The 8653-nt window shown below is 48.8% G+C and carries 5 protein-coding genes; 4 read left to right on the forward strand and 1 reads right to left on the reverse strand.

The window, feature by feature from the left end; genetic code table 11:
- A partial coding sequence (locus PN499_RS02625) for a PP-loop family protein (RefSeq protein WP_272030132.1) occupies nucleotides 1-561 on the forward strand: 561 nt, incomplete at its 5' end.
- A 382-nt stretch (nucleotides 562-943) separates the two neighbouring features.
- Here the strand turns inward: PN499_RS02625 and hmpF are convergent.
- Nucleotides 944-2683, reverse strand: coding sequence for a pilus motility taxis protein HmpF (gene hmpF / locus PN499_RS02630; protein WP_272030133.1), 1740 nt, complete (start codon nucleotides 2681-2683; stop codon nucleotides 944-946).
- Nucleotides 2684-3257: 574 nt separating this feature from the next.
- Between hmpF and PN499_RS02635 the strand changes: the two genes are divergently transcribed.
- From PN499_RS02635 to PN499_RS02645, 3 genes are all read left to right on the forward strand, one after another.
- Nucleotides 3258-4511, forward strand: a complete 1254-nt coding sequence (locus PN499_RS02635) for a response regulator (protein WP_272030134.1) — start codon at nucleotides 3258-3260, stop codon at nucleotides 4509-4511.
- A 388-nt stretch (nucleotides 4512-4899) separates the two neighbouring features.
- Nucleotides 4900-5433 carry a chemotaxis protein CheW gene (locus PN499_RS02640; protein ID WP_007354951.1) on the forward strand — a complete coding sequence of 178 codons (534 nt, stop codon included), beginning with the start codon at nucleotides 4900-4902 and terminating at the stop codon, nucleotides 5431-5433.
- A 136-nt stretch (nucleotides 5434-5569) separates the two neighbouring features.
- The coding region (locus tag PN499_RS02645; RefSeq protein ID WP_272030136.1) for a methyl-accepting chemotaxis protein at nucleotides 5570-8653 on the forward strand (3084 nt) is incomplete at its 3' end.

An 8653-nucleotide genomic window follows, 5' to 3' on the forward strand; every position in this document is an offset into this window, starting at 1 on the left:
CCGCTCAAGAGCTCCCCCGCTCAAGAGCTCCCCCGCTCAAGAGCTCCCTTATTAGTGCGTCCCATGCTCGAAATCACTCGTACACAAACAGGTGCATTTTGTCAAGAGCAAAACCTAGAAATTTGGGAAGATTCTACTAACCACGACTTAAAGTATGCTCGTAATCGTATCCGCGCTGAATTGTTACCATACTTGCAAACTCACTTCAATCCCCAAGCGGAACAAGCTCTAGCGCAAACCGCAGAACTCCTTCGGGCCGATACAGACTATCTAGAAATTGCGGCTAGTGAATTGCGCTTACAACCATCTTTTAGCAATAGTTCAGATGGAAAATATCGAATTAATCGCCATATTTTGAATGGAGTTCATTTAGCTTTACAAAGAAGGGTTTTAAGGCAATTTTTACAGGAAATATTGCCTGTTTCTCCGAGTTTTGTTCACATTGAAAAAATTAGAGAATTAATTTCTGCACCTAATAGATCCCAAACCGATCCCTTTCCCGGAGGCGCGATCGCGATTGTTGAAGGTCAATGGATTATTTTTAGTAAAAATAATGATTAAAATAATAATATATATAATATCATTTACCTAAAAGTATGCTCCCATAAAAAGGAGATTTTGAGGATGGTTGCATGAAAGTAGATTACCAAGAAACAATTGATTTAAGAGTTAGGGTTAAAAATAAATTTGTCGGGCAGCGAACTATAACTAACCAACAAAAAATTTAGGAACTTTATTGGTTAGCTGGATATAGTTCAAGCCTTACAGATGTAGCAGAACGTTTAGGGGTACATAAGATAACTGTAAATAGGGGGATGACTAACCCGAAGTTGGTATGATGATATAATTATTGTTAAAGCAGAACTTACGCAAGTGTCAACTGCGTAAGTTCTACTAAATATTAACTATTAACTATTAACTACTAACTATTAACTACTAACTATTAACTTGTCAAACTCCCCAGCATCTCTCGCAACTGAGCGATCGCTTGCATTTGATGATTTCCCTTTTCCTGAACCTGGCTGAGCTGAGTCCCCACCGCCTCCAATTTTTGCCGTAAGCCACTGAGATTATCCTGTACAGGTTGCAACATTTCTTGGTAAAGATTCACCCGTCCCCAGAGTTCTGCCACTGTCCCCCGCTGGTTTTGTAAATTCTGTTCTAACTGCTTAATTTCGTAACGTTTCGCCTCCTGCTCGCCACTTTGACGGTGAATAGTCCCCTCCATCTGCGCGATCGCCTCCCGCATCTGCTGAATTTGAGCTTCCAGTTTCTGCAATTCCTCCCCATGTTGATGCCGCTGACCCTCTAACTGGCTCAAAACCGGCCCCAAATCGATTTTTTCATTTTGTTTGCCACCATCAGCCTTACCCAACCTACGCTCCAGCACAGCTTGGTGTTGACTCAAAACCTCCTCCCTCTCCCGCAGACTGCGACGCTGGCCTACGAGAGTTTCATTCAACATCTCATAATTTTCTTGCTCGTCAGCCAGTTCCCCTTCCAAACTCAAGCGATCGTACTCGCTAGCCGCTTGAATCTTCGCTTCCAACTCTTCAATCGCTTGGCGTTGAAAAGTCAGCTCCTCCTCCTGATCGTTAACAAAACGAAACACCTTTTCCAAATCCTGTTGCAGATGTTGCACCAAACCCTGCAACTCCTCCACCGGCATCTTCTCCAGCGCTTGCACATCCACCTTCTCGCTCACACTCACCCGATCCGAAGACTCAGCCAAGCGATAAAGTTGCTGGTAAACATCCTCCTGGGCCCGCATCTGCGATCCCAAAGCCTGAGTCTGCTCTTGCTTAACACTCAGAGCACTCTGCTGGCCCTTTAACTCCGCCCGTGCTTGGGCCAAAGAATCTTGAGCTTGTTGCCATTCTTGCCATCGATTCTGGATATTCTGACCGTTCCTTTCCACCTCATCCTGCTGTTGCTGAACCCAACTCCGTTTTTGTTCCAACTGCTGCCAGTGCTGATCCAGCAGAGCCTGTTGAGCCACCACCATCGCCAAAGAGTGATTCAACTCCTCCTGTATTAACTCTTGAGGAGCAGCAGCCCCCGACAGCCGTTCGAGCAAATCCTGAATATTCTGGGCCTGCCGCTCGTCTAACACCGCCGCCTGCTGCAAATTAGTCTGCTGCTGCTCCATGCGCTGCATCTCACCGCGCAACTGTTCCCAAGCACCCTCAATTTCCAGGCGACTGCGATCGACCTCTTCCCGCAGGCGATTAGCCTCCTCCCGCGCGCTTTCAATTTCCGAGCGTTGCGCCTCCAGCCGTTCGAGTTCCTCCTCCATTTGCGCTAGCTGCTCTTCGCGAGCCTGCATCTCCATCTCCCGGCGGTTAAGCTCCTGACTAGAAAAAGTCAGAGAAGCCTTCCACTGCTCTATTTCCTCTTCCTTGTCCTTAAACTTATCCTGCAACCGCGAGAAATTTTGCAGAATGCTCACCAATTGGCGGGCGGCCTCCTGAATTTGCTGCACCTGCTTACTATTACTCAGCTCAACCAGCACCAGAGTCCCACCGTTGAAGCTATTAGCTTCCTCCGCTGGAATCAACTCCTCACCGGGTACAGCGCTCCAATTATGCTCGCTCCGCCGACAAGCTAGCAGTTTGAGTTCAGCCTTACCGCTACCAAGACCAAAGCTGCTTTTCTGTTTTTGTACTTCCGCTAGATACAGCACGCTGATCGTCCTCTTGAGGTGTCGTTTGCCCAATCCGTGGATAACATTCTTTTCCGACTGTAGCAGCACAAGCGCGTGCTGCTGGCTCGGAGCGTCCAGAAAGCGCAAGAATGCCCCGCTTTCTGGAATTGCAAGCTTTCTAATTCTGACCCGCTGCTCCTAGGCGACAGAACTGAGGGGGCGGCAATTGCCCCGTTGCTGTAGTTCCAATTTAGGCTGAAGATGCGCGTCAAGGTCAGCTAGTCAAAAAGTTTTCATTTATTTTATCAGTCTTATCGCCTCGCGGGTAGAAGCGATCGCTAACCTAAGATGCTATATCATGCCAATCGGAGTACACCCCAATAATTTCCATGTCAGAGCAGTATTAGGCTAGTCTAACTATAGTTCAGAAGTTTAAATAAACTACCCACCGCTAACCCTGACTCTAAAACCGAGGGCGACACGGGGGCGATGCCCCTACACAGATGTAGAGGGCCAGGTTGGCTGTGCTGCTTGGATAGTAAAGTCATCCGACAGGAGCTGATAGCCAAATTAGCTCAAATTCCAACGGTTTTAAGGAGAAAACTGTAGCTCCATGCAGGGAAATTTGAATGAAATAGACATCCGTAGCATCCTGCAACTGATTGAGTTGGGCCAGCGAACTGGAGAACTGTTTGTCGAGGCCTACAGCTCAGCGAGCGGCGGCCTCAACCAGCAAGCTTCCCACCGTTCGCCCTCAGAACAATCTTGGTTTGTCTTCTGTTTTAATGGTCAGATCATCTACGCTACCCAGAGTGCGGGCAGTTTGTTTCGCCTGCGAGACTACCTGCGACGCTATAAAGCCGATACCGCTCTTGACAATATCGAAGCACCTTCGATCGCATCTACTAATGCTCCTGAGTACGGCTATCTCTGGGCTCTGTTGGAAAACCACACCCTCACCCCGGCTCAAGGGCGCAGCATCATCCACAGCATGGTACACGAAACTTTATTCGACCTACTCAGCCTGCACCAAGGGGCTTTTACCTTTGAGATGGGGCCGGCTTTAGCCCCGCAGTTGACAAGCCTGGATATTAGTTCTTTGTTAGCTAAGATTGTCAAACAAGTGCAGGAGTGGAAGCAGTTTCACCCTCACATTCAGTCACCAAACCAGTGTCCCGTGATTTCAGATCCCGTTCAACTGCGCTCGGCTCTGCGACCTAATGTCTTTAACACCCTCAACCGTTGGGCTGATGGTCAGACCTCGATTCGCCAAATGGCGCGATACCTGAACCGAGATGTCTTGACAGTTGCTAAGGCGATTTATCCATTCGTACAGCAGGGATTAGTACAACTGTTTTATCAACCCTCTCGCACGGAAGGCCAGGCGCGAGAATGGTCATCGCGGGAAATTAAAATTCCCAGAGTTGTCTGTATTGATGATGACAGCGTGATTCGCAAGACCGTCGAGGCAATTTTGAACGAGCAGGGTTATGAGGCCACTGGTATTAGCAACCCTCTTAAAGCGCTGAGTCTGGTTTTTCAGCTCAAACCCGACTTAATCTTGTGTGACATTGCCATGCCAGAACTTGATGGCTACGAAATCTGCGCCATGCTGCGTAATTCCACTGCTTTTCGGCAAACACCAATTGTGATGCTAACTGGCATAGACGGATTTATCGACCGCGTTAAGGCGAGGATGGTAGGAGCAACTGACTACTTTACCAAGCCCTTTGGAGAAAGCGAGTTATTGATGCTCGTAGAAAAATATGTCGGGCCGGGTTTGAAGGAAGCTCCAGAATCGGCAAGATTATTAGCTGACGAACTAGAAAATCACATAGAAGAAAACCAGAAACCTCAGAAAACCTGATGCGATGCCTACGGCCGACGTTTAGCGATCGCACTTTTAAGTTAGTTGGAATTCAATTTCCTACCAAAGTCAGTCTCAATGCCCGAAGTGCAAATATAATATACCTAATTCTCAACTAAGCTCCTAAACAAATATCCCTTGCGATTAGTAGTTCGCAGCTAGCGCCGATGGCAGTAATTCCTGTTAACGTTAAACCCAAGCTTGCCTGTAGCAAAATCTACGCTACCCATTTTAGTTGTAGAAGAGAGCGAACACAAGCAAAGGTAAACGAACTCAAAACCCCATCGAGGTTAATTCCTTGGTCTGTGGGTCAACAGAAATACGGGCGAACAATCGTTCGTCCTTACCCAACTCTCAAACAATCGCTATAGGGGTAGGTATCGGCATTATGGTGGGCAACCCGGACTTCATATTACCAGGCTTCAATTCCGATCAAGCTCCTGAATTTCAAGAGCTGGAAAGTCCCGAAGGTGAACTACACCTGCGGTTTTACGTTCCTTCGGGAAACGAGTTTGCACTACCAGCGATGGGCATTCGAGAGGTACTTTCCCCTGCCCCCGATAGAATGACCCCAATTCCCAATGTTTCTCCCTTGCTTTTAGGTACTCTAAATATGAGGGGGCGCGTGATTTGGGTGGCTGACTTGGGTCAATTTCTAGGAGACCAAACACCTTTAAACACGGACAGACCAGAAATTCCGATCATTGCAGTCGAAGATCAAGACACTATATTAGGGTTAGCAGTCGATCGAATTGTGGGGATGCACTGGCTCGATGTAGACCAACTGCACGCTCAGTCTTCAGCTCCTGATGGGATGGTTCCATTCCTTAGAGGGGAATGGTTATTGGGCGATGAGACTTCTCAGGTTCTCAGATTGCTAGACCAAGTGAAAATTCTGCGCTCGGCCCGGTGGGCTGCATGAAATCGATTTTATTTTTTCGATTTTATTTTTTCGATTGAGTCCGATCGCGCGTCAGAGAATCACTTCTAAAAGTCAAGGTAAAAATCTAAAATCTAAAATCTAAAATCTAAAATCTAAAATCCAAAGGGGGCGGCAAATGGCAACAACTACAGACTTTGAGCAGGAGTACCAGCGGGCAGAAGCGGCATACCTGGAGGGCAACTATGAAGAAGCTGCTGCTCTGGTTTACCAGTTAGTAGAAGATTTTCCCGAAGATCCAAGTGCTCGCTTGCTATGCGGTCACATCTACTGCTACGGGCTGCAACAGTATGATGTAGCACGAGAACAGTACATGGTAGTGCTGAGTCTGACAGATGATACCGGCTTCGTAGATCATGCCAACAACGGCATTGCTTACGCAGAGCAGTTTGCCGCTGGAGCGCCCGGAGAGAGCTTAGAGAATTTTTCAGAAGATTTAGATTTAGAAATGTACCCTGGTCTATCTGGGGAGAACGATTTAGAACAACCGGACTTATCAATTTTTGGCAACGGGTCTGATTTGGAGTCCGATCTCGGCACCAGTAGCCTAGAACTAGATAACGCTGACATGATGGGCATGGGGCTTTCCGAGTTAGATTTTGAAAATAATTTGGAAAATTACGCCAACGACGCAGAACTTTTAAATCCCTTTGGCGAATCCCCCAACTTTGACAGCAACAGCAGCGGTAGTGGAGGGATGGCAGCTTTTGCCGATGCGGATCTGGACTCAGGGGCAGAGTTGGGGGGGCTGGATTTTGACGATGATGCGATGGCAATGGCTGACACCCAGCTTACCTTCCCCGCTCCCAAGGAAAAGCCATCACCGCCGGCTCAGGAAAAGATACAAGCAGATGTATTTGCCGGGGCTTCCCCGAAACAGAACGGTCGCACTATAGGCTCTCAATCCCTTGCCGATTCTGGGTTGGCAGACTCTGGGCTAGAAGATCTAGGCGAGTTCCCCGAAGATTTTGATGATATGTTTGCGCCTTTGGAACTGCCAGACGACCTCAACTTTGAAGAATCTTACCCAGCAGCCGAGACTAACGGCAAGCAAAAGATGCCACTCCAACCGCAGCCAACAGCCGAACCAGGACAGACAAGATCTAGAACATCAGGCATACAAGCCAAAGAAGGCAGCGATTTTGGTGGGAGTAAACCCAACTATTCGGTTGCCGAAGACGAAACCCTATTGATGGGATCGCACAGCGCCCCTGAAGCTTTAAGCGAGATCGGGAAACCGTCTAAAGATTTGAATTCAGGCTTCAAGTCTACTACCCAGGGAAGTAAAGCCGCTAAGAGCGAAGATTTGCAAAACGGGTTCAATATTCCAGATAGTTTCGACCTTGACAGCTTCGACGACGATGCCTTTGCTGACTCCTTCTCTAGCTACGAAGAAACGCCTTCCCACTCCTTCGGTATGGCGGGCCCTGACAGTGACTTCCCCCTGACACCGAGTCCCCAAACCGATCGGGGTGACTGGATAGATGACTTCGATGAATTTGGAGATGTAGGCAACCTTCCCGACTTTGATATCTCTGATGATCCTAATAGCTCTATTCTCACCACAGGTGGTAGTAGCGGATTTGGAGGGATGACGGGCGGAGTCATGGGGGCGACTACTAGCAATTTGGACTTTGGGGATAACAGCGATGGCTCAGCAATTCGGGATGATGAGATTTTTAGCATTTCAGGAACCCCAGAGTCGGTACCGAGTTTCACTCCCACGGAAGAACCCATCGATGCAACGGTAACGGTAGAGCAGGGCGGGTTGGCCTTCTTGGAGAATGCCCCGCTGATTACTAAGCAGTTGTACACGGCGATCGGCACGGGGTTAATTTCTTTGGTGGCTGTAGCACTGGTGACGAATTTTGCTTCTTACCAAGCCCTGAAGCAAGATAAACCAGAGGCGATCGCTTACTTGCGGCAAACAGGCTGGGCAATGACCGCAGCAGCCGGTTTCACCAGCTTTCTGACGGCTTGGGGCTTGGGTCACTTAGTTGCTCGTCAGGTGAGCAAATCGACAGACGACTTGCAAGTTCAGTTTGATTCTGTATCCCAAGGGAATTTAGAGGCTCGCGCCACAGTTTACTCAGAGGATGAATTTGGCAAAATGTCGGCTAAATTCAACCACATGGCAAAGGTGATTCTGACTACAACTAGCGATGCTAGAAGGAAGGCAGATGAACAGGAACAAGCCAAAGAAGATTTGCAGCGCCAAGTGATTCGGCTGTTGGACGACGTAGAAGGGGCCGCTCGTGGCGATTTGACGGTGCAAGCCGAAGTCACAGCCGACGTATTAGGAGCCGTTGCTGACTCGTTTAACTTAACGATTCAAAACCTGCGGGAAATCGTTCACCAAGTGAAACAGGCAGCACGAGACGTGAGTACAGGCGCTTCTGAGAGTGCTACCTTTGCCCAAGGTTTGTCCTCGGACGCGCTGCGACAAGCTGAAGAACTAGCGGCGACATTAAATTCCGTACAAGTGCTCACAGACGCGATTCAGCGGGTGGCAGAAAGCGCTCGCGAAGCAGAAGAAGTGGCGCGGGGCGCAGCAGCTAGCGCCATCAAAGGCGGCGAGGCAGTGGAGCGGACGGTAGCGGGGATTTTGGAAATTCGGGAAACGGTAGCAGAAACAACCAGAAAAGTCAAGAGATTGGCAGAAGCTTCCCAAGAAATTTCCAAGATCGTCGCTTTGATTGCGACGATCGCCTCCCGGACGAACTTGCTAGCCTTGAATGCTAGCATTGAAGCAGCGAGAGCAGGGGAAGCAGGACGGGGGTTTGCGATTGTGGCGGATGAAGTGCGACAGCTAGCAGACAGATCCGCTAAGTCTCTTAAAGAAATCGAGCAAATCGTGATGCAAATTCAGAGTGAAACAGGGGCGGTGATGACGGCGATGGAAGAGGGGACTCAGCAGGTAATCGAGGGGACGCGGTTAGCAGAACAGGCGAAGCGATCGCTAGAAGATATCATTCAAGTAACGAACCGCATCGACGTACTGGTGCGATCGATTACCGCAGATACCATCGAACAAAACCAGACAGCAAGCGCTGTTTCTCACGTTATGCAAGCAGTAGAATTAACGGCCCAAGAAACTTCCCAAGAATCGCAGCGGGTATACGGTTCTTTGCAAAACTTGGTGGGAGTTGCGCGAGACTTGCTGACATCCGTAGAGCGTTTCCGGGTAGAAACTGCGGAAAGG

It is taken from the genome of Kamptonema animale CS-326 (assembly GCF_028330895.1).
Taxonomy (GTDB): Bacteria; Cyanobacteriota; Cyanobacteriia; order Cyanobacteriales; family Microcoleaceae; genus Kamptonema; species Kamptonema formosum.

What these genes read in the sequence shown, in the direction of transcription:
- PN499_RS02635 (WP_272030134.1), top strand. Translation starts at nt 3,258, where the DNA reads ATGCAGGGAAATTTGAATGAAATAGACATCCGTAGCATCCTGCAACTG.
- PN499_RS02640 (WP_007354951.1), top strand. Translation starts at nt 4,900, where the DNA reads ATGGTGGGCAACCCGGACTTCATATTACCAGGCTTCAATTCCGATCAA.